24 protein-coding genes and 1 tRNA gene are annotated in these 25,167 nt (G+C 68.5%); 15 read left to right on the forward strand and 10 right to left on the reverse strand.

Annotation, left to right across the window (positions count from 1 at the left end):
• Window positions 1–4: 4 nt before the first annotated feature.
• Window positions 5–754, reverse strand: a complete 750-nt coding sequence (locus PWF70_RS06810; RefSeq protein WP_096273495.1) for a hypothetical protein — start codon at window positions 752–754, stop codon at window positions 5–7.
• A gap of 90 nt (window positions 755–844) precedes the next feature.
• Between PWF70_RS06810 and PWF70_RS06815 the strand changes: the two genes are divergently transcribed.
• From PWF70_RS06815 to PWF70_RS06830, 4 genes are all read left to right on the forward strand, one after another.
• Window positions 845–920 (forward strand) — tRNA-Ala (locus PWF70_RS06815).
• A 207-nt stretch (window positions 921–1,127) separates the two neighbouring features.
• On the forward strand, window positions 1,128–1,559 hold the full coding sequence (locus PWF70_RS06820; protein ID WP_006357825.1) for a DUF5994 family protein: 432 nt from the start codon (window positions 1,128–1,130) through the stop codon (window positions 1,557–1,559).
• A gap of 122 nt (window positions 1,560–1,681) precedes the next feature.
• A complete protein-coding gene (locus PWF70_RS06825; RefSeq protein ID WP_040004024.1) occupies window positions 1,682–2,626 on the forward strand; it encodes an esterase/lipase family protein in 945 nt (314 codons plus the stop codon).
• 59 nt (window positions 2,627–2,685) lie between these two features.
• The gene (locus PWF70_RS06830) at window positions 2,686–3,957 is read left to right on the forward strand and encodes a family 1 glycosylhydrolase (RefSeq protein WP_279958156.1); all 1,272 of its coding nucleotides are present in this window, start codon (window positions 2,686–2,688) and stop codon (window positions 3,955–3,957) included.
• Between the two features lie 87 nt (window positions 3,958–4,044).
• Here the strand turns inward: PWF70_RS06830 and PWF70_RS06835 are convergent, their stop codons facing one another.
• Window positions 4,045–4,368, reverse strand: a complete 324-nt coding sequence (locus PWF70_RS06835; protein ID WP_040004026.1) for an AzlD domain-containing protein — start codon at window positions 4,366–4,368, stop codon at window positions 4,045–4,047.
• Window positions 4,365–5,093 (reverse strand): AzlC family ABC transporter permease, encoded by a 729-nt coding sequence (locus PWF70_RS06840; protein ID WP_155225148.1) that lies wholly within the window; start codon window positions 5,091–5,093, stop codon window positions 4,365–4,367. The genes PWF70_RS06835 and PWF70_RS06840 overlap by 4 nt, the downstream gene beginning before the upstream one ends.
• Before the next feature lie 57 nt (window positions 5,094–5,150).
• On the opposite strand from PWF70_RS06840, the gene PWF70_RS06845 reads away from it, so the two are divergent.
• Together PWF70_RS06845 and PWF70_RS06850 are read left to right on the forward strand one after the other, a co-directional pair.
• Window positions 5,151–5,714, forward strand: coding sequence for a helix-turn-helix domain-containing protein (locus PWF70_RS06845; RefSeq protein ID WP_006357830.1), 564 nt, complete (start codon window positions 5,151–5,153; stop codon window positions 5,712–5,714).
• A 310-nt stretch (window positions 5,715–6,024) separates the two neighbouring features.
• Complete coding sequence (locus PWF70_RS06850; protein ID WP_052362819.1) at window positions 6,025–7,674, forward strand: DEAD/DEAH box helicase; 1,650 nt, start codon at window positions 6,025–6,027, stop codon at window positions 7,672–7,674.
• Window position 7,675: 1 nt separating this feature from the next.
• On the opposite strand, the gene PWF70_RS06855 is transcribed toward PWF70_RS06850, so the two are convergent.
• The 5 genes from PWF70_RS06855 to PWF70_RS06875 all read right to left on the reverse strand — a co-directional run bounded on the left by PWF70_RS06855 (window position 7,676) and on the right by PWF70_RS06875 (window position 12,670).
• Entirely contained in the window at window positions 7,676–8,482 is an 807-nt protein-coding gene (locus PWF70_RS06855) for a maleylpyruvate isomerase family mycothiol-dependent enzyme (protein WP_155225149.1), read from the reverse strand.
• 156 nt (window positions 8,483–8,638) lie between these two features.
• Window positions 8,639–9,589: an EamA family transporter gene (locus tag PWF70_RS06860; RefSeq protein ID WP_155225150.1), complete on the reverse strand. Its 951-nt coding sequence runs from the start codon at window positions 9,587–9,589 to the stop codon at window positions 8,639–8,641.
• On the reverse strand, window positions 9,586–10,059 hold the full coding sequence (locus tag PWF70_RS06865) for a hypothetical protein (RefSeq protein WP_042375924.1): 474 nt from the start codon (window positions 10,057–10,059) through the stop codon (window positions 9,586–9,588). Before PWF70_RS06865 ends, PWF70_RS06860 begins: the two co-directional genes overlap by 4 nt.
• Entirely contained in the window at window positions 9,980–11,578 is a 1,599-nt protein-coding gene (locus PWF70_RS06870; protein ID WP_006357835.1) for a 4Fe-4S binding protein, read from the reverse strand. Before PWF70_RS06870 ends, PWF70_RS06865 begins: the two co-directional genes overlap by 80 nt.
• A 48-nt stretch (window positions 11,579–11,626) precedes the next feature.
• Window positions 11,627–12,670 carry an AurF N-oxygenase family protein gene (locus tag PWF70_RS06875; RefSeq protein ID WP_006357836.1) on the reverse strand — a complete coding sequence of 348 codons (1,044 nt, stop codon included), beginning with the start codon at window positions 12,668–12,670 and terminating at the stop codon, window positions 11,627–11,629.
• 427 nt (window positions 12,671–13,097) lie between these two features.
• On the opposite strand from PWF70_RS06875, the gene PWF70_RS06880 reads away from it, so the two are divergent.
• From PWF70_RS06880 to PWF70_RS06900, 5 genes are read left to right on the forward strand one after another with little or no spacing between them, the layout of a single operon-like run.
• Complete coding sequence (locus PWF70_RS06880; protein WP_006357837.1) at window positions 13,098–14,693, forward strand: FAD/NAD(P)-binding protein; 1,596 nt, start codon at window positions 13,098–13,100, stop codon at window positions 14,691–14,693.
• Window positions 14,693–15,142: a hypothetical protein gene (locus PWF70_RS06885; RefSeq protein ID WP_006357838.1), complete on the forward strand. Its 450-nt coding sequence runs from the start codon at window positions 14,693–14,695 to the stop codon at window positions 15,140–15,142. The genes PWF70_RS06880 and PWF70_RS06885 overlap by 1 nt, the downstream gene beginning before the upstream one ends.
• Complete coding sequence (locus tag PWF70_RS06890; protein ID WP_006357839.1) at window positions 15,139–16,542, forward strand: FHA domain-containing protein; 1,404 nt, start codon at window positions 15,139–15,141, stop codon at window positions 16,540–16,542. Before PWF70_RS06885 ends, PWF70_RS06890 begins: the two co-directional genes overlap by 4 nt.
• A gap of 17 nt (window positions 16,543–16,559) precedes the next feature.
• Entirely contained in the window at window positions 16,560–18,680 is a 2,121-nt protein-coding gene (locus tag PWF70_RS06895) for a cation:proton antiporter (protein WP_006357840.1), read from the forward strand.
• Between the two features lies 1 nt (window position 18,681).
• Window positions 18,682–19,494, forward strand: coding sequence for a protein kinase domain-containing protein (locus PWF70_RS06900; RefSeq protein ID WP_006357841.1), 813 nt, complete (start codon window positions 18,682–18,684; stop codon window positions 19,492–19,494).
• 25 nt (window positions 19,495–19,519) lie between these two features.
• Here PWF70_RS06900 and PWF70_RS06905 read toward each other — a convergent pair whose 3' ends face one another.
• Both PWF70_RS06905 and PWF70_RS06910 read right to left on the reverse strand, forming a co-directional pair.
• Complete coding sequence (locus PWF70_RS06905; RefSeq protein WP_006357842.1) at window positions 19,520–21,010, reverse strand: serine/threonine protein kinase; 1,491 nt, start codon at window positions 21,008–21,010, stop codon at window positions 19,520–19,522.
• A 51-nt stretch (window positions 21,011–21,061) separates the two neighbouring features.
• Window positions 21,062–21,376 (reverse strand): hypothetical protein, encoded by a 315-nt coding sequence (locus PWF70_RS06910; protein ID WP_006357843.1) that lies wholly within the window; start codon window positions 21,374–21,376, stop codon window positions 21,062–21,064.
• 154 nt (window positions 21,377–21,530) lie between these two features.
• On the opposite strand from PWF70_RS06910, the gene PWF70_RS06915 reads away from it, so the two are divergent.
• The 4 genes from PWF70_RS06915 to PWF70_RS06930 are packed head-to-tail and all read left to right on the forward strand — an operon-like array spanning window position 21,531 to window position 25,167.
• Window positions 21,531–22,394 (forward strand): universal stress protein, encoded by an 864-nt coding sequence (locus tag PWF70_RS06915; protein WP_035750863.1) that lies wholly within the window; start codon window positions 21,531–21,533, stop codon window positions 22,392–22,394.
• 25 nt (window positions 22,395–22,419) lie between these two features.
• Entirely contained in the window at window positions 22,420–22,866 is a 447-nt protein-coding gene (gene soxR / locus PWF70_RS06920; protein ID WP_006357845.1) for a redox-sensitive transcriptional activator SoxR, read from the forward strand.
• Between the two features lie 49 nt (window positions 22,867–22,915).
• Window positions 22,916–23,935: a patatin-like phospholipase family protein gene (locus PWF70_RS06925; protein WP_127963507.1), complete on the forward strand. Its 1,020-nt coding sequence runs from the start codon at window positions 22,916–22,918 to the stop codon at window positions 23,933–23,935.
• Entirely contained in the window at window positions 23,932–25,167 is a 1,236-nt protein-coding gene (locus tag PWF70_RS06930; protein WP_035750334.1) for an MFS transporter, read from the forward strand. Before PWF70_RS06925 ends, PWF70_RS06930 begins: the two co-directional genes overlap by 4 nt.

Genomic DNA, 25,167 nt, shown 5'->3' on the forward strand with positions numbered 1-25,167 from the left:
CCTTTCAGCTGCCTTTGGTCAGCGACGCCCTGCCGTGCGACTCCAGCCAGGCCTGGCCGCGTCTGGCGGCCGTCGAGAGGGCAAACCGCTCACCGACATAGGTCGCCGGTGCGCCGATCACCGGGATGTACCCGAGCATCCGGAACAGCACCATCGGCTGGGGACGCTTCTCGAACTCGTCATCGACCGCTCGGAGCAGCTTCGCGGCGTCCCAGATACCGCGGAACAGCGACTTCTTGCGCTCGTCCGGGTCGGTGGGTAGTGCGGCACCGGATTCCGCGTCGACGTCAGGCGTGGAGATGTCCCGTCCGCACAGCACCGACGCCAGGAGCGCGACCTGGCGACCGCGCTCGGTGACCCCGTACTCGCGGGCGATCGCGACGAGCACCATCGCCTGGTTGGCGAACCCCAGATAAGGCGTGACCGGCAGGCGCTTCGCCCAGACGCCGAAGACACCGGGGAAGGCGACCGCACCGGTGTTCAGCGTGCCGATGCGGGTCACCCACCAGCTCGCGCGCTTGTGCATCGGCCGTTCGCCCCAGCCCTTGGTGCCGGGCCAGTCGGCGACGTCGAGGAGCTTCGCCGCGGCGTGCCGGGCCTGCTGGAGGCGGGAATCCGGGTGGTCGTCGTCGTGGAAGGTGTGTTCCTTGAGGTCGAGCGGGTCCCGTTCGGCGAGCACGTCGAGGACCGGGTTGATCACCCCCACGACATTGTTGAGAACACCGGCCAACTGCTGATCAGACATCTGAGACACCGACCCAGCCTAGCCATGGGTCCAGGCGTTTGGGATCCCGCGCGGTGGGGCTGCTAAAGTGGCTCCCGGCTGGTCGCAATGCGACCCTCCGGGGCTATGGCGCAGTTGGTAGCGCGACTCGTTCGCATCGAGTAGGTCAGGGGTTCGATTCCCCTTAGCTCCACCACAGATCGAGGACTGCGGCGGCAGGCCGGGCCAGTCCTCGTGGCGCCGCCGGGGTAGTGTTGAGTCATCCGGATCGAACACCCGACAGACTGCTGTCGGCGTCTCCGGTGTCAGACAGTAGACAGCGCACTCTCCGTCTGGTGACCACGTCAGGTGGAAATGTGACCTCCGAGCCCCGCACCATCGCCACCGTCGAGACGGTCCGTCGATGAGCGCCCCGCCGCTCCTGGGGCCGCCCCGCGTGCGGTTCGGCATCGACCCGTCCGCTGCGGTCGGTGGGGCCTGGTATCCGTATACCGTCCAGCTCGCCGACGAGTTGCCCGGCGTCCTCGCCGCAGCACGCGCCCAGATCGGCGATGTCACCGGCATCGACGTCAACTGGCAGAGCTTTCGCCGCATCCCCGGACTGGACTCGCCGGATTCACCCATGACACCGCCGCTGATGACACTGACGGCCGGCGGGATCGTCGTGACGCTTCTCGTCATCCCGCCGCGAACCGCGTCGTCGCTGGCTGCGATCCTGCTTCGCCAGGCGAGCAACACCGTGGCACCGGACAGTCAGCTGCATTCGCTGGAATTCCGCCGCGCAGAACGGATTCTGGAGCTGGCCGCGCGGTCGTTGTCTTCTCCCGCCGGGTGATCGCGAGGCCTCGGCCAGGCCATTCGCGGCATCCGCGACCTCCGGCACCGGGAGGAGAGCCGACCTGACCGGTCTGCGTCAAACGCACCACCTGGTGCGAATCGGTTTGTTAGCTTCCAGCCATGAGGACCTCGAAGCTGCTGTTGGGGCTGGTCGTGGCGGCGTTGGCCGGAGTGCTCGTCGCCACCGCCGCGCCCGCGCGGGCCGACCTACCTGTGACCTACAACTTCCTCTCCGGTATCCCCGGAGAACTCACCGACCCGGGTGGATCGCTGCCCGGGGCGAACGACTGGAACTGCAAGCCGTCGGCACGCCACCCCAACCCGGTCATCCTGGTGCACGGGACAGGGGGCTCACAGCAGACGAACTGGGGAACCTACGTCCCGCTGTTGAAGAACGAAGGGTACTGCGTCTTCACCCCGACGTACGGCGCGATCAAGGGCGCCCCGTGGCCGATCAGTGCGATCGGCGGGATGGGACTCATGTCCGAGAGTGCACGCGAACTGGGCGACTTCGTCACCAAGGTTCGGCGCACGACCGGCGCATCGAAGGTCGACATCATCGGTCACTCGCAGGGGACCGTGGTCCCGGCGTACTACGTCAAGTATCTCGGCGGTAAGGACAGCGTCGACAAATATGTCTCGCTGGCTCCCGTGTGGCGCGGGACGACCGTCGCCGCCGCCGATGCCATCGGCCCGTTCGTCCGCGGCCTCGGCGTGCGACCCGAGCAGGTTCCGTTGTGTCAGGCGTGTTTTGACCTCGACCCGGGCGCTGCGTTCCTGCGCAAGGTCGCCGACGGCGGCTACTACGAGCCGGGCATCGAGTACACCAACATCGCCACCCGCTACGACGAACTGGTGGTCCCGTACTGGTACGGCCTCCCGCCGGGCGGGAAGAACGTCCGCAACATCGTTGTGCAGGACGGTTGTTCGGTCGACTACACCGAACACGCGGGGATGGCGGGCTCGCGTCGCACGGCGTACCTCGTGCTGAACGCGCTCGATCCCGAACATCCACGACGCGTGCCCTGTGACCGCGCTGCGCCGTTCACCGGCAGCCCGTTCTGAGCGTCGTGCACAGAGTTCTGCGCCGCGCTCCTCACCGCGCTCTTCACCTCGTGATCGCGGTGGCGGCGGTGCTGCTGCTCGTCGGCGTCAGCTCGCCTGCCCGAGCCGGGGTTCCGCCACTGGGTCCTGACTTCGACTTCGGCGTCGCCCAATCCGGTTTCCAGTCGGAGGGATTCAACCGGGATTCGAACTGGCTGCGATACGGCAAACAGAGCAAAGTGGATCAGCCTGTCGGCAACGCCGTCGACTTCTTCCATCGCTACGCCGAGGACATCGATCGGGCCGCGTCGCTGGGGGTGGGCATCTACCGCACCTCGGTGGAATGGTCTCGTGTCGAACCCGCACGCGGGCACGATGATCCGGCGGGCTGGGCGTTCTACGATCGCGTGATCCGCGAGGTCGTCGACGCCGGTATGCGGCCGATGATCACCCTGAATCACTGGGTGCATCCCGGGTGGGCGGTGGATCTCGGTGGCTGGAACCGGCCCGGGATGACCGACGACATGGTGGCGTTCGCGTCCAGGGTCGTCGACCGGTATGCCTGGGCCGACCCGCTGTGGATCACGTTCAACGAACCGACCGAATACGTTCGGCGCGAAGCCCAGTACGGCGGCGTGGCCCCGCACCACGTGGGCCGGATGGCCGACGGGATCGTCGCCGCCCATCGAGCCATCTACCGGCACATCCATCGCGTGCAGAAGGGTGCGCACGTGTCGTCGAACTTTGCGTACTACCCGATCGCGGGTCTCCAGCCATGGCTGGAATCGATCTTCCCGCAACGGATGCGCGACTCCCTGGACTTCGTCGGCGTCGACCACTACTACTCGTTCTCGGTCACCGACGCCTCGGTTGCCTACGGTGCACTCGGCGAGTTCTGGAAGAGCTCGCAGGCACCCGAGAGCATCTATTACGTGCTCCGTCACGTCGCGCGGCAGTTCCCGGGCAAGCCGATCCGCATCGTCGAGAACGGGCTGGCCACCGGCCCGGACGGTCGGCGCCCCGACGGCTACCGGCGCGCAGACCATCTGCGCGACACCGTGTACTGGCTGCAGCGGGCCAAGCAGGACGGCATCGACGTGAAGTCGTACAACTACTGGAGTCTCACCGACAACTACGAGTGGGGCGACTTCGACTCTCGCTTCGGTCTGTACACCGTTGACGCGCAACGTGACCCGTCGCTGGCGCGGCGACCCACCGACGCTGTCGCCGCGTACCGAGACATCACGCGGGCCGGGGGAGTCCCGCCCGGGTATCGCCCGACGCGGCTGCCGGTCCCGTGCTCGCTGGTGGATGTCCCGGACAGCTGTGCCGAGCCGGCGGTTGTGCGTTAAGTACTCCCGCAAACCCTCCGCTTTTCCGTATTCCCACCACCCCGATGGAGGGCGGGAATACGGAAAAAGGGTGAGTGTATCTGTCGGTCAGGCGATTCCGACCGCGCGTAGACCGGCGGCGGTCGCCGCGGCGAGGATCACCACGACCGCGAGCGGGGCGCGCAGGACGGCCGCGAGGATGCCGACGGCAACACCAGCCGGCCGTGCCCATCCGGCGAAGTCGTGGTCGACGAAGAAGGCGCCGGTCAGCGCCACCGCAACCAGCAACACCACGGTGGCCCGGTCCATCAGCTCCTCCGTGTTCGCCGACACGGTGAGACGGTTGCGGAGGAGTGGTCCGGCCAGTCGGATCAGGTAGGTGCCGACGGCGAGAACCGCGATTCCGATGCCGAGGGACAGTCCGGAGGTCATCGGGGCGCGTCGCTGCCGACGAGAGTTCGGGGCGGGGTAGGGGCCGGGCGCGGTAGCAGACTCCGGACGGCTTCGACGGCGGCGAATCCGGCCAGCGCACAAAGGATCGGCAGTCCGGCGGGCAGGAACGGTGTCGAGGCGATCGCGACGGCACCGCCGACGGCGACCGCGGCCCAGGTGGTGCGCGTGCGCAGCGCCGGAACGGCAAGTGCGGCAAGCAGGGCGGGGAACGCGGCGTCGAGCCCCAGCGTCTCGGGGCGGGCGACGCTGCTTCCGAGTAGAGCGCCCAGTCCGGCGCCGACGGGCCAGCAGACGAGAATTCCCGATCCGCACAGCAGGAATGCGGCCCGGGCGCGACGCGGCTCGGATTCCGCGGTGGTCATCGCCGCCGTCTCGTCGTTGATGAGATGCGCCCCGAGAACCATTTCCGGCAGTCCGCGCAGGTGCTTACCCACCGCGAGGCCGTATCCGAAGTTCCTTGTGTTGACCAGAAGTCCGGCGAGGGCTGCAACGACAGGGACGCCACCGGCGGCGAGTACGCCGACGAACACGAATTCCGACGACCCGGCGAGTACGACGGTCGCGATGAGCACGATCTGCCACAGTGCGAGCCCGGCGCTGTGCGCGGCAACGCCGTACGACGCGCCGATCACGAGCACCGACAGGCACATCACGACCACGGCGCGCAGAGTCGCCGAATCGAGTGTTCTCCATGCCGAACGCATGACTATCATAGTGAACACGAGACAAGTGTTCGTCAAGATGGACGATCGGACGGTTAGATGAACAATGCCGGGCAGGTGAATCCGAAAGAGCTGGTCGCCGCGTCGCTGAAGCGCGAACGCACCCGTGCGGGCCTTTCCCTCACGGAGCTGGCGCGACGTGCAGGAATCGGTAAGTCGACGCTGTCCCAGCTTGAATCCGGAGAAGGAAACCCCAGCGTAGAGACGTTGTGGGCACTCTCCACCGCCCTGGGCGTGCAGTTCTCGGCGCTGCTGGACTCGCCGGCGCCGACCGTCGAGGTGATCCGCTTCGGAGAGGGGCCGGTCATCCCGGCCGCCGATGCCGACTACTCGGCCACGCTTCTGTCGACTGCCGCGCCCGGTTCTCGACGCGACATGTACGTCATCCGGGCGGAACCGGGTAAGCCGCGGGTGTCCGCGCCGCATGCCCGCGGAGTCCTCGAACATGTCGTCATCAGTGCAGGTCGCGCCCGCCTCGGGCCCAGCGATGCCGCCGAGGTCCTCGGTCCCGGTGACTACATCTGTTACCCCGGCGATGTCGAGCATGTCTTCGACGCCCTGGAACCCGGCACAGTCGCGGTCATGTTGAGTGAGGCGTTCTGACCGGTCTGCGGGGGCGGGTGACCGCGACGTCGGTCACACCGGTTCGCTTCTTTCGTTACCGGCGCGTAGTGTCGATCGCAGTGTTGCACCCTGATTGGTTGCATCAACGCGTCGTAGAACGCTTCTCTCGCAGGTCGGGGCCCACTGAACGTGGTCGCCGAGGTCGGACACTCGAGATGTCCACCGCCTGCCATTGACTTCATACGGCGAACGAGCCCGCGTACCCGCGTGTTCGCCATCGGCACCGACCTTCGGCAGTGATCTGCCGTCCTGCTCGCGTGCCACGCACAGGAAGAGCTCCGCTCACATAATGACTGCTGTCCTCGAGACCCCCTCGGCAACTGCAACCCAGATCGTCGAGACCATTCCCGCCGACACCACCGCCCCCCAGGTTTCCTTCGAATCCCTCGGCGTGCCAAGCAAACTGGTCGAGGTCCTGGCATCGCAGGGCAAGGCCGACGCCTTCCCGATCCAGGCCGACACCCTGCCCGACACCCTCGACGGCAAGGACGTCCTCGGCCGCGGCAAGACCGGCTCGGGCAAGACCCTCGCCTTCTCCATCCCGCTGGTCGCCGGACTGGCCGAGATGGAGGTCAAGCGTTACGTCGGTGCACCGACCGGCCTCATCCTGGCTCCGACCCGCGAACTGGCCACCCAGATCGCCGCCGTCGTCGAGCCGCTCGCCGCTGCGGTCGGCCTCACCGTCACCACCGTCTTCGGTGGCGTCAAGCAGGCCCGTCAGGAACAGGCATTCCGCCGCGGCGTCGACATCGTCGTCGCCTGCCCGGGACGCCTCGAAGACCTGATGCGCCAGGGCATCGTGAAGCTCGACGAGGTGGAGATCACCGTCATCGACGAGGCCGACCACATGGCCGACCTCGGCTTCCTCCCGGTCGTCACCAAGCTCCTCGCCGCCACCCCGGCGGAGGGCCAGCGGATGCTGTTCTCGGCAACCCTGGACAACGGCGTCGACAAGCTGGCCAAGCGCTTCCTCGACAATCCGGTCCTGCACTCGGTCGACTCCGCCGAGTCGCCGGTCGCCGCCATGACCCACCACGTCTTCGAGGTGTCGTCCGCGGGCAAGGCCGACCTCGTCGCCGAACTCGCGTCCGGCGCCGGTCGTCGAATCCTGTTCATGCGCACCAAGCATCAGGCCAAGAAGCTCGCCAAGAAGCTGAGCGAACAGGGCATCCCGGCAGTCGATCTGCACGGCAACCTCAGCCAGGCCCAGCGCGACCGCAACCTCGCCGCCTTCGGTGAGGGAGACGTCCGCGTGCTGGTGGCCACCGACGTCGCCGCCCGCGGTGTGCACGTCGACGGCATCGAGCTGGTCGTCCACGTGGATCCGCCCGCCGAGCACAAGGCATACCTGCACCGCTCGGGCCGCACCGCGCGTGCGGGCAGCTCCGGTGACGTCGTCACAGTGTGCCTGCCGGAGCAGCGTCGTGAGGTCTCGCAGCTGCTGCGCAAGGCCAAGATCAAGGTCACCCCGAAGCAGGTCGACGCCAAGGCCGGCGCCGTCGACGAGCTCGTCGGCGAGCGTGCACCCCGCGTCTCCGCTGCCGAGCGTGCGGCTGCCGAAGCCGCTCGTGGCGGCCAGCGCGGTGGTTCGCAGGGTGGTCGTTCCCAGGGTGGTCGCCGTGGCGGCGGACGCCCGGGACGCGCTCGCGGCGAAGGCCGTGGCAACAGTGCTGGTCGCGGTGAGAGCCGTGGCGGCGCACGCGGTCAGGGCGGCGAGTCGCGTACCGGTGGCACCGGATCGTCGCACCGCTCGGGTGGACAGCGTTCCACCGACGGTCGCTCGGCCGGTCAGTCCCGTTCGGCAGGACAGTCGCGCTCGGCAGGGCAGGGTCGCTCGGCGGGTCAGCCCCGCACCGGTGACCAGCATCGTGCCGGTGGACGTGCACAGGGCGGGCGTCGTTCCTCCAGCCGTCCGGCCGGTTCGCCGACCAGCCGCTGAGTCAGGCGGGTAAGAACTTCTGAGCAAGCCGTGGCGCAAGCCACGGCTTGCTTCCCCATGCGAAGGCCCGGCCGGTCAGCGCGGCCCAGGTGGGTGAGATTCGGCCGTAGCCGGTCAGCAGTGCGGCAGTCGGGTCGACGCTGATGTGGACGTCGGGGCGTCGGGGCTGGTCGGGGTTGATGATCAGTTCACCGTCGGTGAACTCGTAGACATAGCGTTCCGAACATCCCCGCAGCCGGATGTCGTAGGTGGCCTGGTGTCCGACCGCCGCCGTCGTGTCCACCCAGCTGGGCAGTATCTGCTGTCGTCCGCGGATGATCATCAGCACCACCTCGGGCTCGACCCACCAGCGGGCACCCACCGCACGCGCGACGTCGTAGCCGTGCACCACGAACTCGCCGATGAGGATGCCCAGCGCGGCGTCGGCCCGGATGTGCCGGTCACCGTCGAATCGCATCTTCGGGACCTGCGCGTTGAAGTGCGAGACGGCGTCGACCAGCGTGTCGAGGTCTTCTCTCAGCTGGCGGGCGAGAGCCGAGACCTCACGGGTCGGCAGATTCGCGATCTGTTTCGCGTTGAAGTCCGGGACGTCGATCGCCTGACGACACCATTCCCCCTCACCGCGCGCGAGCGCCAGAAATCGCGTCGGTGCCAGGGCGACGTGACCCAGACAGTCGACCAGCGTCCAGCCCGGTGTGTGCGGCACACGCGTCTCCGGCTCGTCGACCCCCTCGACGAGGTCCAGAAAGCGTTCCCCGGTGGTCAGCGCGGCGTCGGTGTAGTCAAACCTCGAGAACATCCCCGTCACGCGTGGTTCCTCCCCCACATGGGCCGCAAGACTACTCGTGCGTGATGCGACGTGCGACACATCCTTCGGAACGGGGTCGGTTCACGGCGCCTATGCGGAACGCGCACAACGTCATCCGATATCGAGCCGCGGTGATCCAAGGTCTGGAGTCCGGGTTCAGGGTGCCTCGCCCAATCGGACGAACACGACACCGGCGACGATCAGCAGACCGCCGAGCAGCTGGATCGGTGCCGGGAGTTCGTCGAGGGCGAGCAAGGCGAACAGCACCGCGAACAACACCTCGGACAGGGCGACGAACGACATCACCCGGGCGCCGAGTATCCGGCCGGCCGCGATCCCGAAGGCGTACGCCATCGCGGCCGACACGACACCCAGCATCAGCAGGGGAGCCCACCAGGGCAGCGAGAGGTCGCCGATGCGGACCGCCGAGGTCGACGCCGTCATCGGCAGCGCTCCGACGAGCCCGGCCGTGGCGAGCGTGATCGCACCGATCACGAGGCCGCCGGCCGCGAGTGCGAGAGGCGGCAGGCCGGTTCGTTCGTCGGCGGAGATCACGAAGTAGGCGGCGGCGCCCACCATGGCGGCCAGAGCCCACAGGACGCCCACCACGCTGATCGAGACCTCCCCGGTCAGGTCGAGGACCAGGGCGAGGCCGGCGAGCGCGAGAGCGGCGCCGAACACGGTGACGCGGGTGGGTCGCTGAGCGTGCCGCAACCACATCCACACCAGCACCGCGACCGGTGCGGTGTACTCGATCAGCAGCGCCACCCCGACCTGCAGGTAGGTCACGGCATAGAAGTAGGCCAGCTGGCACCCCGCGACGGCGAGCAGTCCGTAGGCGATCACGACCCACCCGGATCGGTGGCCGGGTTGCGGTGGCGGCGGCAAGAGTGGCTGCCGGTCACGGAAGGCCACCAACCCGGGAATCGCCAGCACGGCGGCGCCCACCGCGATGCGCACGGTCACGGTCGCTCCCGCCGACCACCCGGATTCGATCATCGCCCGCGCCAGGACCCCGGAGATGGCGAAGCACGCCGACGAGAACAGCGCCAATGCGATTCCGATGGACGGCCGGGAGCGGCCACGGGTCTGAACAGGGCTGCTCACGGGTTCTTCGCGGCCACGATCGCCGCACGCACCGCTTCCCGGCATTCCTCGCCCTGCGGTTCGCCGACGCCCAGGTAGTAGCTGCCCGGACGACCGCTCTCGCCGGCGAAGCCGGTCACCGCGAACCCGTCCGGGGATTCCGGCGTCCCGATCGAGGCGATCCCCAGCGGTACCGACAGTGCCGAGATCCCGCGCTTCGCCCCGGAGTTGACGATCAGCAGGTGCGTCGGATGCAGGACAACGAGCGTCTGGTTCTCCGAGTCGGGGTCGACGGGGTTCGCGCGCCGGCCGAGCAGTCTGCCGATCGTGGACGAGGCAGGTGGGTTGATGCTCCGGGTGCTCCAGGCGGGCAGATCGTCGGTGATGGTCAGTTGGCGCGACTCGGCATGATCACGCAACGCCGCCGCGAGGTCGGCCGGAAGAGCGGACAAATCGGCGCGCACGGTGGTGCGCTGGTACGCGGGCCCCATGGTCGATCAATCTATCCGAGAGCGCACCGGTTTCGAGATCGGCGAGCAACGACGCCACGGTTTCCGCGGAGTCGGTCTTGTTGGTCCCGATGAAGCCGGACGGTCCGCGCTTGATCCAGCCGGTCACGTACACGCCGGGCACCGGCTGCTCGCCGTCCATCACCCGGCCGGCGCGGTGCGGGATGACACCTGTGGCGTCGTCGAAGGGCAAACCCGGCACGGCGACGCCGCGGTAACCGACCGAGGTCAGCACGAGGCCGGCGTCGAGGGTGGTGATCTCACCGGTGGGTTCGATTCCGGTGACGACACCCGCATCGTCGACCGTCAGCCGGTTTCGGCCCACGACGACGCCGGTCGCGCGTCCGTCCTCGCCGGACACTTCGAGCGGAGAACAGAAGAACGCCAACCGGATACGACGACCCTCGGGTTCGCCGGCGGCGGCGCATTCGGCGAGGATGTCGAGCTTGGCGCGAATGGTGGCGTCGAGTTCGCCGTCCACCTGGGCGGATCGGAGATCGGCGGGATCGACGGTCACCGCCACGCCCGAATCCACCAGGCCGATCAGTTCGGGCAGTGTGAACGCGGCATGGGCGGGTCCGCGTCGTCCCAGCACGACCACCTCGCGCACCGACGACTCCTTCAGGGCGGCCAGCGCGGCCGGCGAGATGGACGTGTCGACGAGTGCAGCCGGGTCGGCGACGAGGATGCGTGCGACGTCGAGAGCGACGTTGCCGTTGCCGACGACCACCACGCGGTCGGTGGACAGGTCGACGTCGAGGTCGGTGAAATCCGGATGGCCGTTGTACCAGCCGACGAAAGACGTGGCGCTGGTGACTCCTGCCTGGCCGATCCCCGGCAGGTCCAGTGTCTTGTCGGTGGGGGCGCCGCCGGCCCAGATGACGCCCTGGTGGCGGGACCGCAGGTCGTCGAGCGTGATGTCGCGACCCACCTCGGTGTCGAGGAGGATCTCCAGGTTCGGGTTGCGTGCGATGTCGTCGAACAGGCGCATCACCTTGCGGGTGTGCAGATGGTCCGGGGCGACGCCGAAGCGCGCGAGGCCGAAGGGCCGGTCGAGACGCTCGTACATCGTCACCGAGACCTGGGGATGCCGCAGCAGTTCGTCCGCGGCGTACATCGCCGACGGGCCCGATCCGACGATGCCGATCGACACCTTCTCCTCGACTGCCAGCTGACGCGGCCGGTCGATCGGGGCGAGCGGGAGCCGGCGTGCGGGATCGACGGGGAAACGTGCTGCACCGTCGACGGTTTCGCGGTACTGCGAGGCGTTGACCTCGGCGAATCGCTCCTGCCCCGCGGGCAGGCGGTGACCGGGAACGATGGCGCCGACGGGGCAGGCGCTGACGCACGCACCACAGTCGACGCAGGTCGCCGGGTCGATGTAGAGCATCTCGGCGATGCCGAAATCCGGCTCTTCCGGGGTGGGGTGGATGCAGTTGACGGGGCATGCGTAGACGCACGACGCGTCGCCGCAGCACGCCTGAGTGACGACGTGAGGCATGAGGTCGGTTCGCTACCTGTGTGTGAGGGGCGGATCTCCGCCGGCGGGTCAGGCGGCCGTGTAGGTCGGCTCGCTACGGAAACGCGAAGGGCGGCCGCTGATCCCGAGCACGCGCCACAGCAGGCGCGACACCGGGTTCATCAGCCCGCTCTGGTCGGCGAGCATACGGACGTCGCCGAAGACGTTGCGCAGGAAGCGCTTCGACTCCTCGGATCGCCAGAAGATGTCCTTCATGACCTCGCGCGGGACGTCGAATTCCTTGGCGAAGGAACGCGGCGGAACCACGATCGCGCTGCACAGGGTGCGCATGGTCAGCGGCAGCATGAGCGACAGCAGGAAACGCTGGAAGCGGTTGCGCTGTGGGACCTGTTCGCGGATGAAGTGGTGGGCGAACGAGATGTGCCGTGCTTCCTCGGCGACGTGCAGCTGCATCACCGCGGCCATCGTCGGGTGCAGGCGGGCGCGGGTCCGCAGGAAGTCCTTCTGGATGTGGTCGATCGGCTCTTCGCCGCCGAGTACGCCGAAGAAGAACACGATCGGGAAGACCGTCGAGACCAGTGGGACGAACGGCGAGATCAGTCGGTACCCGACCTTCGCGCCGGGAACGTCCATGCCCACGCGGTTCACGAACTCCTGGAACATCAGGGTGTGGTTGCACTCCTCCTTGGATTCGTGCGTGGTGTACCGGAATTCGCGTGCGCCGTTGGGGAGCTTGAAGCTGTACTGCATCAGGCCGCGGATGAGCACGGACTCGAACTGCAGGCCGACCTTGGCGACGTTGGCCTGACGCCACATGCCGATCTCGATCTGCTTGCTCTCCGGGAGTTGCTGGTACCAGGGATGTCGCCCGATCGGGTCGACCTCGTAGGAGAGTATCCAGCGCGGATCGTTCTCCGTGATCGCCATGTGCGGCGCGTCCCAGTCGATGTCCACGTAGGGATCGAAATTCCGGTGGACCGAGGCCGAGGACAGGTCGTCGAGCACCTGTCCGTAGTCCTGCTCGCTGCCCGTTTTGTCGTGTTCGGGAACGTAGCGTGCCGGGCCGTCGCCGGCGGTGTGAACGGAGTTCGGATTCGTCAATGCTTTGGTCATCGTCGCGTCCTTCGAGGTGGGCCGGGCCGCGTGAGGGCGGCCACAGCGGATGATCCGAACGTATTTCGACGCTCCGCTATTTGTCAACACTCAATGTCACGTTCCGTGGTCGGGGCGGGTTCGCGGGGCGCGCCGGACCATGTCCGGTTCACCCGCTGACCAGCCGAGACGGCCGTAATTCGATCGGTTGGTTTCACACCGTTCCGGACCGCTTCGCGCGCTAGAGTTACCGCACGATCCCGTGCCACCCGACCTCATCGGAGGAACCAGCGATGTCCCGTCGTGTCCCGTACGCGCCGAGCAAACCGGGTCCCGGTGCGCGCGCATCCGTCCGGGGACGCCGGTGAGCCGACCCCCGCAGGGACCGACGCGATTCCCCGCCCCGGGTCAGTTCCCGCCGGGCCCCCGCGTACCCGATCCGCCCCGGATGCCGGGAACGGTCCCGCCCCGGCGCGCCGCGCGGCCCGTCCCCGGCGGCCTCGGTGATCTCACCCCGGAACTCGTCGACACCGACGTCTGGACCGAGGCGATGGTGGAGGCGGCGGGCATCCCGATCGTCGACGTCCCGTTCGTCACCGTCGGCTCGGGGATCGGTTCCTTCGTGACCGTCGACTATCTGCGGATCTGTGGTGTCCCGCTCGAGCAGATCGCGGTCCTCGGTCCGCAGGACGTGCCGTGGCACAGCTACGAGTACCTGACCCGGGTGTCGCAGATCCCGCGCGGCGAACGGCTCCGGTCGGACTCGGCGTCGACACCGGACAACATCTGGGGGTTTCCGTCCTATGCGGTCCGTGAGGCGTGGGCCGACAGGAAGTTCAAACCGCTCTGGAACGTCCTGGTGGAACCCATCTTCGCGAACTACTACACCCCGAAGGCGGGGCAGGCGTTCGAGTCGATGGAGAAGGAGTGCCACCGCATCGGCTACCTGAACTGCCTGCGCCGCGGGCAGGTGCGCATGATCCGACGCCGCGCGGGCGGCGGTTACTTCACGATCCTCACACCGCCACAGGGGAGTTCGCCGACCAAACGGGTGGCGTTCCGCAGTCGCTGGGTGCACGTGGCCATCGGGTATCCGGGGATCAAACTGCTGCCGGACCTGCAGGCTTTCCGCGAGACCTATCGCGATGCCAGCAAGGTCGTCAACGCCTACGAATCCCACGAACACGTCTACCAGTCGCTGCAGCGCAAGCCGGGCACCGTCCTGATCCGCGGCGCCGGGATCGTCGCATCCCGTGTGCTGCAACGCCTCATCGACGACCGCGACGCGCTCGGCCTGCAGACGCAGATCGTGCACCTGTTCCGCACGTACTACGACAAACCGCACGGCCCGCACATCTTCATGCGGCGCAAGGGCAAAGACGGCTGGGCCTACCAGGGATTCAACTACCCGAAATCGGTGTGGGGCGGTCAGCTCAAAGCGCGCATCCGCAAACTCGAGGGCCACGACCGTGCCGAGGCGTACAAACAGATGGGCGGTACCAACACCCCGGTCCGCGACGACTGGCAGGAACAGCTCGCGCGCGGCCGCCGCGAAGGGTGGTACCGCGCCGCGGTCGGCAAGGCCGAGCGCCTGGTACCCGGGCCGGGCGGCCAGGGGGTGGTGACGACGGTTCGCGTCGACCCGCACGCCCCCATCAGGCAGGAGCACCGGCCGGACGGCACCTTCGAGCTGTACGCCGACTACGTCATCGACTGCACCGGACTCGAGGCCGACGTGCGCGAACACCGCTTGCTGCGCGACCTTCTCGACCACACCGGGGCGGGGATCAACCCGGTCGGCCGGATGGACGTCGAACGCGACTTCGAGCTGAAGGGCACCCGCAACGGCGACGGGAAGCTGTACGCATCGGGCAGCGCGACGCTCGGCGGGTACTTCCCGGGTGTCGACACCTTCCTCGGTCTGCAGATCGCCGCTCTCGAGATCGTCGACGACCTCGCGCGGCAGGGTTTCTGCAAACGACTCACACCGTGGCGCTCGACCGCCCAGTGGTGGCGGTGGATGAACAACAAGGGAGTCGACTGATGCTGCCCACCCTGTGGGGGCGGATCCAGACCCGCGTGCTGGTGCTCGGCATCCTCGGTGGGGCGTGGACCATCGTCCTGGTGCCGTTCCTGTGGTTGATCTCGTCGGGTGACCCCACCGTCGTCGAGGTCTACCGCGTCGCGTTCACGGTGTTGTTCACCGTCATCGTGCTCGGCGTCGCCTGGGAGTTCGTCTACCACTTCCTGCAGCAGTTCCGCTGGGAGAAGGACTGGCCCACCCTGTTCGGTCTGCTCACCGCGATCAACGAGGGCGTCGTGGTGTGGCTCGTCGTGGACGGGACGGGTCTGCTGCCGGAGGAACTGCGGCCGTCGCCGTTCGTGTTCACGGTCCAGTTCCTCACCACCTGGCTGCTGGTGTGGGTCGCGGTCAACGGCCCGTTGCGAGCGGTCTTCCCGCACTGGCGATTCCGAGGAGGCCGGTTCCTGTGACCATTCCGGGTGACATCCCGAGCGTGACCCCGACGGTGACGCTGATCCCCGGCGCCGGGATCGTGATCCGCAAGCCGGCGTTCCTCTGCCTGATCTCCGACACGGTGCCCGCCGCGTTCATCACGGACCTGCTCGACATCGAATCCGCAGTGTCCGTACCGGATTCGGCACCCCGGCGCGGCCGCCATCTCGTCCGCGCACTGGCGCAGCTCGTGCTAACGGCCGATGAGCAGATCGACATCGCCTTCGCCGCGCCGGACAACGTGGGGATCGCGATCTTCATGTCGGGGAGGGTCTACGGCGAGACCGACGGCAAACGGATCGAACCGCCACCCGGCGACGCCTACGACAAGGCGATCCCGTGGCCCTTCGAGGGGCTCGGCCTGTACCTCGAGGGCTCCGTCCCGGCCGAGGTCGGGGAGGAACGGTTCGACCTCGTCGACGGTGTCGTGCCCGCCTCCGGGACGTTGCTGCACACGCCGCTCGGATTGCGCGGCACCGAATTCCACCCGCTGCCCGCGGCTACGCAGACCGCGGCGCCGGAACCCGGGCCCGAGCCCGAGCCCGAGCCGGAGCCCGAGCCGGCATCTGACTCGTTCGCCGACTTCCCGTCTCGGTCCGCGCCGCCCACCCCGCCTGCGCCGGCCCCGTCTGAACCGGCTGTTCCCGAACCCGACCCGATGGGTACGACCGAGCGGATGCGACCGGACGTCGCCGAACCCCTGCCGTTCACGTCGACCCCCCTCGGTGGGACGCCGGTAGAACAGCCGGAGCCGGGTGAGCCGCTCCCGACGGACCCGATGCCGGTCGCACCCGCTGCTCGACCGAACCCGCTCGCCGAACCCCTCGAACCGCGCGCCCCGCTGCCGAAGGAAGAACATCAGCGTCCCGCGACCGAGGTCGTGAAGATCGAGGCGTCGCGGGCGAAGGTGCACGGCATCCGATGCTCGCGCGGACATCTCAACCACCCGCAATCCTGGTTGTGCGGTGTCTGCGGCATCCGGATGGATCAGCTGACGACATTCCTGGTCGAGGGGGAGCGCCCGCCGCTGGGTTGGCTGTTGCTCGACAACGGTTTCACCTTCCTGCTCGACGAGGACCTGGTCATCGGTCGTGAACCCGGATCCTCCGGCGGAGGACGGGTAGGTTCCCCGAAACCGATTCGCGTGCAGGACGAGACGGGACAGCTCTCGCGTCGCCACGTCGAGATCCGCTTGGTCGAGTGGACCGTTCAGCTCGTCGACCTCGGCTCGGCGAACGGCACGTTCGTCGCCGACCCGAGCAGCGGTAACCGGGAGGTGCGCCTGCTCCCGCACCGTCCGCATGTCCTGGTCCCGGGGTCGCACGTACGAATCGGAGGACGCCACTTCATCTTCGAGTCGCATCATGCGCGCATCTGAGACAGCCGGGATCTGAGATGGACAAGCACACGGTCGCGTTCCTCCTCCTGGATGTCGCGGTCATCATCGCGGTCGCCCGCATCGGCGGGATGATCGCGCGCGCGGTGCGGCAGCCGGCCGTCGTCGGCGAGATCGCGGCCGGGATCGCCCTTGGGCCGAGTCTTCTGGGGCTCCTCCCGGGAAACCCCGACCAGTGGCTGTTCCCCGAAGAGGTGCGGCCACTCCTCGGCGGACTCGCCCAGATCGGGCTCGTGCTCTTCATGTTCATCGTCGGACTCGAACTCGACATGCGACTGACCCGCGGGCGTGAGCGTGCGGCGGCGAGCATCTCGGCGTGCTCGATCGTGCTGCCGTTCGGACTCGGTGCCGCACTGGGACTTCTGCTGTACCCGTCGCATGACACCGTCGGGGGAGTCGAGATCGAACGGCTCGGCATGGTCCTGTTCATGGGCGTCGCGATGTCGATCACCGCGTTTCCCGTGCTGGCCCGCATCCTCGCCGACCGCGGGATGATGCGGACCGTCCCCGGGGTGTTCAGCCTGGCCGCCGCCGCGGTCGACGACATCCTCGCCTGGACCCTGCTCGCGTTCATCATCGCGATCATCGAGGGCGGCAGTCCGCTGGAAGTGGCCAAGATCGTCGGGATGACCCTGGTGTACGCCGCGATCATGTTCGGGATCGTGCGCCCGCTGCTGGCCAAGCTGGTCGAGTGGCGCGACTCGGCGGGACGCCTGACCCCGGACATCCTGGCGGTCATCCTCATCGGCGTGTTCCTGTCCTCGGCGGCGACCGACGTCATCGGCATCCACCAGATCTTCGGTGCCTTCATGTTCGGCGCGGTGATGCCGAAGGTCGGTGCCGAGCAGCTGCATCGCGAGATCCTGGAACGGCTCGAACAGGTCAGCGTGCTGCTGTTGCTGCCGATGTTCTTCGTCGTCACCGGCCTGAGCGTCGATCTCGCCGGGATCGGACTGTCGGGGCTGTGGCAGCTGGGCCTGGTGCTCGTCGTCGCGATCGCCGGCAAGTTCCTCGGCGCCTATGCGGGCGCCCGGGTCTCGGCGATCCCCACACGGCAGAGCGCGGCCATCGCCGTTCTCATGAACACCCGCGGACTCACCGAGCTGGTGATCCTCTCGGCCGGACGCGATCTCGGTGTCCTCAGTGACGACCTCTTCGCGATGCTCGTGGTGATGGCGCTGGTGACGACGGTGCTGACCGAACCACTGCTGCGGCTCGTCTACCCGGACACGGTGGTGGCCAACGACATCGCCGCGGCCGAACGTCGGGCGCTGGCCGCGGCGACCGCCCCGCGGGTGCTGGTGGTGTTGCGCGACCCCGATGGCACGGTCGAGGACCTGCGCGCTCGACACCGTCGATTGTTCGACTGCACAACGGGTTACGACGTCGTGCTGGCCGGCCTGCTCACCACGACGGACAACCCGGCCAAACGCCTCGAGGTCGGCGTGCCGGTGGTGCCCGACTTCGCGGCCATGGCCTCGGCCGTGGAGAAGCTGAACCTGCTCGGTGCCTCGCTGAGCGGAGCCGGATCGGTGTCGGTCCTGTGCCGCTTCGGCTCCGACCCGGCCAGCGACCTCGACGCGATGACCCGCAACGCCAACGCCGACGTGATCGTCATCGACGCCGCCGACCGCGAACTCGGCGAGATGTTGCGCGCTGCGCCGGTGGCGATCGTCGACGAGAACGCCGCGGCCGGTGCGGCACCCAGCCGCAGCGTCATCACCTGCGTGGTCGCCGACAGCCGCAGCGGTCGGACCGCCGCCGTGGTGGGAGCCGGTCTGGCGTTGTTCGGGTCGAGGTCCCTCACGATCGTGTCCACCGGTTCACGGCGGCGCTGGCTCGCCGACCTGCGGCCCGTGATCGATCGCGGTGTCCGGGTCTCCCTGGTCGAGCCGAAGCGTCACCGCGGCGAGGACGCCGCCTTCACCGTTGCCGCCGCCGACGACCCCACCCACGGGCGTGGTCCGGACACGCCCGTGATCGTCGTCGACCACACCGAGACCAGCGAAGAAGCACTGGGGGACCGGATGACCACGCTGTACGCCGAGGCGACGGCATCGACCGATCCCACGCCGAACGCCGGTACCACTCACACCACGTCATCACCAGAGAGGCACTGACATGGCCACTGTCGAGATCCCGCAACAGCTTGCGGATTTCACCGTGCTCCAGAAGCTCGGAGTCGGCGGCAACGGAACCTTCTACCTCGCGGTGCCTCCTGCACGTCTCGGCCTGGCGGCCGATCGCGTGGTGGTCAAGGTCTTCAGCGGGGTGTGCAGCGACGACGCCTACCGTCGCGGCGTGCGCGAACTCCGGGCGTTCGCCGCGGTCGCCTCGCCCTATCTGGCCGGTCTGTACGACGCGGTCCTCCAGGGCCAGTTCATGTATGCGATGGAGTACTTCCCGATGGGCTCGCTCGGAACGCCGGCGCGTCCCCTCAGCCGGGACGAACGCCTGGCCGCGGTCGCCGACGCGGCGCGCGGCGTCGACGCCCTGCACGAGGCCGGGATCGCCCACGCCAACATCACCCCGTCGAGCATCATGGTGACCGAGACCGGCGGGAAGATCTCCGATCTCGGTCTCGCCCGGGTGCTCGCGGCCGAGGAGCCGATCACCAGTTTCGCCCAGCCGGGCGCCGTGCAGTACATGGACCCGGCACTTCTGGCCGGTGACGTGCCGTCCCGCGCGACCGACATCTGGTCTCTCGGTGCGTGTCTGCACCGTGCTCTCACCGACGAAGGGGTGTATGGCGAGGTGCCCGACGCCCAGCCGCTGCTGGCGATCCGAGCCGCCCTGTCGACCCCACCTGCGCTGTCGGAGAAGCTCGATCGTGACGAGCGCACACTGATCGCCAACTGTCTGGCGCTGGCCGGGAGCCGGCCGTCGACCGCGCTGCAGGTGGCCGAACGGATCGACGCCCTGCGGGGTCGTTGAGGATCGTTGCCGAACCGGGCGCCGGTCACCCGAGTGGTGCGGATCGCCACCAGGCGTCGAGGATCTGCCGGCCGGAATGGCCCGGCCACGTGGTGATCACCGTGTACGGCTCGCGCACCGGCTCGACGAAGTTGGTGACCACCCAGCCGTCGGCGAGGCTGTCGCGGCTCGACGACGCGGGACCGTCCCGCCACTGGATCTCGTCACCCGGATAACCCTTGAGCGGTGCGGTGACGCTGTTCCGTGCGCCGGGGGTGGCCGTGTGCCAGACGACGTAGGTGACCTGCTCGGCGTCGGAGCAGGAGATGGCGTCGAGGCCGTCGCGGAACGTGGCCTGGCAGGACGCATCCCGCCAGCCCTGCTGATCGGGGGAGTCGGGCAGCAGTCGCGGGAACGCGTCGGCGATCGGTCCGACCGACGCCGGCCACGGTGGTGGCGCGTTGCGCGCGCCGAGGACGATCACGGCGCCCACACAGACCGAGACCACGACGAGCGCCACCAGGATCGGTGTGAGATTCCGGTGTCGTCGCGCGGCGGCAGACCGGGTTGGCGGCCGGACAGGACGTGACTCGACATCCAGGCGACGATCCTCGGGGCGGCCGGCGACGAGCTCGGTCAGCCGGTCGGCATTGCCGGCGGGTTGGAAGACGCGCGGTGGCGAGTCGATCTTCTCGGTCGGTGGCTCCCCGTCGGTGTGGGTGAGGTGGAGGGCGAGGTCGGCGGCCCGGACGAACTCGGCGCAGGTTCGATAACGGTGGTCGGGCCGGGGATCGAGGGCCCGCGCCAGGACGGAATGGAAGGCGGGGGACACCGCGCCGGAGATCCGGTGCCGGGCAACCGATGTGGTCCCGGTCAGGAGTTCGACGAGCGTGCGGCCGAGGGCGGCCACGTCGGAGTCCGGGTGCGGGGTGGTCTCCCCGGGCGCGGGTGGTGTCAGGCCGAAGCCGCGGAGTGTGACCGCACCGGGGTCGGTGAGGTCGGATGCGGTGATCTCGGCGGCGGGGTCTCTGCGGGTCGTGATCAGGATGTCGGCGGTGGTGACTCCGCCGTGCACGAGCCTTCGACGGTGGGCGGCGTCGAGTGCCTCGCCGACCGCGGCGACGATCCGTACGGCCAGGTCGATGTCGACACCGTTCGCGTGGCGTCGGATCAGATCCGCGGCGTCGGTGGTGGGTATCGGCGCGGTGGCGACCCACAGCCGGCCGTCGGTGAGACCGTGCCCGGCGATCCGGGCGATCGCGGGATGCCTGATGCCCGAGACCAATTCATTGGAGTGGGCGAACCAGTTGCGGAACCGCGCATCCGTCGAACGTGCGCGGTCGATGACGGTGAGGACGACCGGGTCGGGTTCCGGTCGGCCCGCGGGAGGAGGAACCGGCGGCACCGGGATCGCGCGACAGGTCGTGCCGACCTCGTACTCACGGAGCACCCGCTCGATGCGATGCCCGGCGACCACCGATCCGGGAACGACCGAGCCGTGGGCGGGTGACGCGCCGCGGGTGAGGTCGAAGGACACGCTTGGCTCCCTGTGGTGTGAGAGCTCGAATTCTACCGGCCGCCGGAGGCGCTATTCGGTGTTCGACTCGAACAGCACGGGTGCCGAATTGAACAGCATCACGATGAAGAACACCAGCAGGAACCATGCCCCGCCCTGCCACATCTGCCAGCGTCCACCGGATTTCCAGACCCGGTAGGCACGAACCAGCATCGCGATCGCACCGATCATCACCACCACGGGTGAGGCGATGACGAGCACGTTCTGCACCGACTCCGACGCGGCGAGTCCGATGAGGAGGAGGCCCAGTCCCAACACGACGGTGATGGCGACGTGGATCACGATTGCGCGAAAGTCGTTGGAGTTCTGCGGAGTCGGGGAGGTCATGGTGAACACCACGCTACACGGCCCCGACACGCCGGTCGGAAGGACTTAGTGCTCATTGATGCCGGCAGTTCTCCGGAGCAGGATGGAGGTCGAGGACTCGGCTTCCACGAGGGGGTCGTGACGAGACGAGATGAGCCCAGAGGAGATCACCGACATGAACGCGATACTCGTTGGCGTGGACGGTTCGGAGGCGGCCACCGGCGCGGTGCGATGGGCGGCCAAGGCTGCGGCGGCGGAAGGTCTCGATCTCAAGATCGTCGGCGCCTACGACGCGAGCACCAGCGACTACGCGCCCGGCCTGATCATCCCGCAGGATGTCGTCGACGCCATCCGGCAGGACGCATCGGACGCCGTGCATGCTGCGAACGACGTCGCCAAGACGGCAGCGCCGAACGTCAGTGTCACGACGTCGATCGTCGACGGGGACGCGGCGCGCGTCCTCCTCGAGCTGGGCAAGGACGCCGCGATGATCGTGGTCGGCACCCGGCGGCTGGGCAGCGTGAAGGGCCTGTTCCTCGGCTCGGTGAGCATCAACGTCGCAGCCCACGCGCACGGCCGCGTGGCCGTCGTCGCCGCGGAGGGCTCCGACACCGGTCCGGTGGTGGTCGGCGTGGACGGCTCGCCGATCAGCGATGTGGCCGTGGCCGAGGCGTTCCGGCAGGCGTCGCTGCGCAACGCCCCGCTGGTCGCGGTCCACACCTGGACCCCGCTCGACGCCGACGCCCTGCACGGGTACGGGATCGGCCCCGAAGAGGTCGAGCGGATGACCCAGGACGCGGTCGAGGTGCTCGCCGAGCGACTGGCCGGGTACGCGCAGGACTACCCGGACGTCCGGGTGGAACGACGCGTGTTGCCCGAGGAACCGGCGAAGGCGCTGCTCGACGCGGCCGGGACCGACGCCCAGCTCGTCGTCGTGGGCAGCCGCGGACGCGGCGGATTCCGCGGACTGATGCTCGGCTCGACCAGCCAGAAGGTCATGCACAACGCCGAATGCCCGGTCATGGTGGTGCGCAACTGACCGGGGCGGTGCCTACCATCGACGCATGACGCTGAAGAGACTCGAGCTCTCGGTCGGGGAGCTCGCGCAGCGGGCGGGCATCGCGCCGTCGGCGGTCCGGTTCTACGAGGAGCAGGGGCTGATCTTCAGCCGGCGGACCGCCGGCAACCAGCGGCGCTACCACCGGGCGATGCTGCGCCGGGTCGCGTTCATCCGGGCCTCGCAGGTCGCCGGCATCCCGCTGTCGGTGATCGGCGAGGTGCTCGCCGAACTCGGTGACCACGAATCCCCGTCGAAGTCGATGTGGGAGGCGGCGTCGAAACGCTGGATGGACGACATCAACCACCGCATCTCCCTGCTCGAGAGCATGCGCGACATGATCGGTTCATGCGTCGGGTGTGGATGCCTGTCGCTCGGCGAATGCCACCTGCTCAACCCGGGAGACGAACTGAACAAACTCGGTCCCGGCCCCCGCCGCCTCATGACCGAGTGATCACGTCCCGCGATCTCGGCGGGCAGACCTGCGGCGGTAGGGTTGCGGCATGGCTCGACCCTCGCGCGTGGCGCTGGCTCTGGGAAGTGGCGGCGCTCGCGGGTACGCGCACATCGGCGTGATCGCCGAGCTCGAGGCACGTGGATTCGAGATCGTCACCGTCGCCGGATCATCGATGGGTGCGCTGGTCGGGGGACTGTACTGCGCGGGCAAGCTCGACGACTACGTCGACTGGACCTCGGGCCTGTCCCAGCTCGACGTCGTGCGGCTCCTCGACGTCTCCCTCACCAAACCCGGCGTCATCGGTGCCGAACGCATCCTCACCCGCGTGCGGGAGATCCTCGGCGACACCGCGATCGAGGATCTGCCGATCCCGTTCACGGCCATCGCCACCGACCTGTCCGCCGGTCGTGCGGTGTGGTTCCAGCGCGGCAACCTCGCCGACGCGCTCCGTGCCTCGATCGCGATCCCGGGCGTGATCAGCCCGCACGAACACAAGGGGCGACTGCTCGCCGACGGCGGCATCCTCGACCCGCTTCCCGTCGCGCCGACCTCGGGCGTCCCCAGCGACGTCACGATCGGCGTGATCCTCGGCTCCGACGGCGGGCCCGAGACGGGTGCCAGCCGGCAGCCCAAGGCGAAGGGCCTACTCCGACGCAACGTCGCGCCCATCCTCGACAACGAGTTCGTGCGCTCGGTGCGTGACCGCTTCGGTTCGGAGACCGGCGACCTCGCGGATACCGAGGTCGCGACCGACGGCGCGGACGAGGTCGCGCCGGCTGCCGTCCCCGACGAGGAGGGCGCGGTCGTGGTCGATACCGCCGCGGTGTCCCCGGACACCGCCGACGAGCCTCAGCGGATGGGTCGCGTCGAGGTGCTCAGCCGGTCGCTCGACATCATGCAGGAGGCCCTGACCCGCTATCAGGTCGCCGGCTATCCGCCGGACGTCCTGATCCGCGTGCCGCGTCGTGCGGTGCGCACCCTCGACTTCCACAAGGCCACCGAGATGATCGATCTCGGACGCGAACTCACCGCGAAGGCTCTCGACGATCTGCCCGAGCTGCCATGAGGCAGATCCCTCGCGGCATCTGGGTGCTGCTGTCGGCCAACGTCGTCATCGCACTCGGTTATGGCTTCATCGCGCCCGCCCTGCCGAGTTTTGCTCGCGCGTTCAACGTCTCGTTCACCGCGGCCACCGCGGTGGTGTCCGCCTTCGCGATCATGCGCCTGTTGTTCGCCCCGACGGGCGGACGTCTCGTGACGATGTTCGGCGAACGACGCATCTACCTCACCGGGCTCCTCATCGTCGCGGCCAGCACCCTGGCTTGTGCCTTCGCACAGTCGTATTGGCAGCTCCTGGTCTTCCGCGGTCTGGGCGGCATCGGGTCGACGATGTTCAGCATCTCGGCGATGGCACTGTTGATCCGGATGTCGCCCAGCGACATTCGGGGTCGGGTGTCGGGCCTGTTCTCCGCGGGGTTCCTGATCGGCAGCATCACCGGACCGTTGATCGGTGCCGCCCTGGTGGGTTTCGGCCTGCGCGTGCCGTTCGTCGTGTACGCCGTCGCGCTGCTGGTCGCATCGGCGGTCGTGGCCACCCAGCTGCGCGAGGTGATCGCCCCCGATCAGGCCGAGGGCCCGACGGCCGGCCTCATCGGTTTCCGGACCGCCCTGCGCGACAGCGCCTATCGGGCCATCCTCGCGTCGAACTTCACGCAGGGCTGGGCATCGATGGGCGTGCGCGTCGCGGTCGTCCCGCTGTTCATCACCGAGGGGCTCGGTGCGGGGGCGGGGATGGCCGGGATCGTGCTGGCGGTCTACGCGGCCGGCAACGTCCTCGCGATCCTCGTCGCGGGCAGGCTCTCCGACCGGTTCGGTCGTCGGCCGATCATGCTGCCGGGGCTGACGATCACCGTCGTCGCCACCATCGCACTCGGGTTCTCGCCGAACGTGCCCGTCGCGCTGGCGCTGTCGGTGCTCGCCGGCGTCGGGTCCGGGCTGTTCGCCCCCACTCATCAGGCCGCGCTGGCCGATGTCCTGGGCAACCGCCAGCAGGGTGGGTCGGCACTCGCGGCGTTCGGCATGTCCTCCGACCTCGGTGCGGTGACCGGGCCGGTGATCGTCGGGTTCGTGGCCGACCGTGTCGGCTTCGGCCCCGCGTTCGTGCTGACCGGCGTGGTCGCGTCGATCGCCCTGGTCACGTGGCTGTTCGCCCGCGAGACCGCACCGGCGATCGTCGGTCAGGGTCCGACGTTCACCCACGATGAGGCGGCCGATCGTGACGGAACGAATTACGGTTGA

The sequence above is a fragment of the Gordonia sp. Swx-4 genome (assembly GCF_030316175.1).
In the GTDB taxonomy this organism is placed as follows: Bacteria; Actinomycetota; Actinomycetes; order Mycobacteriales; family Mycobacteriaceae; genus Gordonia; species Gordonia alkanivorans.